Annotated in this window: 1 protein-coding gene; it reads left to right on the forward strand. The window is 35.6% G+C overall.

All coding sequences use genetic code 11. The features are described 5' to 3' along the window. Positions 1-33: 33 nt before the first annotated feature. A complete protein-coding gene (locus ACIPNH_RS00735; RefSeq protein WP_400770966.1) occupies positions 34-624 on the forward strand; it encodes a hypothetical protein in 591 nt (196 codons plus the stop codon). The last annotated feature ends 456 nt before the right edge of the window (positions 625-1,080 follow it).

Below are 1,080 nucleotides of genomic sequence, written 5' to 3' on the forward strand. Positions count from 1 at the left end.
ATCCTTTCGTCGTGCTGTTGATTCTGCCTTCCTATGACCTGTTCGGACTATTATGAGAAATGCTATAAGTCAGAAGATAAGTACTATGCAGGTTTAAACTTTGGTGCTGGTTGGGGTGGTGGCTTTAAAATGAAACCTGGTGTTGTTCTTGGTTACCATTATGACCAAAACTCTAAATTTGAACTTGAGGTTCTCAGTAATATTAAGTCATTAAAGAGCATAGGAGCTAGCTTATTGGCAAACTACCGCTTCTATCCTGACCTTGATATTGATCCCGTTAAACTATATGTCAGCCGAGGTTTAGGAGGATATCTCCAAATAACACCTTTTGGCTTTGGTGTTAGTGATACAGTTGATGGTGATGGCGATAGTTCACAAGAAGAAAAAGAAAAGGAAGAAGAAACACAAGGTGCTCCAGAATCAGGTGGTGAAGCTGCTGGTTCATCTGTAGTAGATAAAATACTGAGTTCTATTTCCTATAAACTAAAGTTAGGTGTTGATTATGAAATTACTCCGCAGATAATTGGTGCAGTTGGTATGACCATGGGTGGGCAACTAAGTGGTATAAAAGCAAAACAAATACCAGATGCAACTCTAGAGATAGGGGTACGTTATAATTTTTAATGCTGCTACTTAGTTCATAAAGGTAGAGACGATGTTGAGGATGAAATAAACAGCATTAAAAAAAATCCGAAAACGTATTTTCGAATATGGTTTTGAACGCTAGCTATAGATTAGAAAAATAACAAGAAAAAGGGTAAACATACTGTAATTGCTGTTGAATGATGGAGTCCATTATTTTAGCACGAAGTAACGAATTCAGTAGAATAAGTTCTTCAAAAATAATTTAAACTTTTATTAGTAGGAGCAGTCTCATGGAATATTATAGCGATCTCACTAAAAGAAACTTTTATAAGTATCGTTGATAAGAAAGGAAAAATTGTTAAGGAAGAAGTTGTTGCAAGAGAAAGTAAGGCAATAGCTGAATTTTTTCTTGGTCAAGGCAAAAATGACCTTACCCAGAAAAAGTGGAGAGAAAGTGTGGAATGTTTTTTACAAAAAGAATGATGCATCAAATTG

The sequence above is a fragment of the Wolbachia endosymbiont of Drosophila barbarae genome (assembly GCF_044752445.1).
In the GTDB taxonomy this organism is placed as follows: domain Bacteria; phylum Pseudomonadota; class Alphaproteobacteria; order Rickettsiales; family Anaplasmataceae; genus Wolbachia; species Wolbachia pipientis.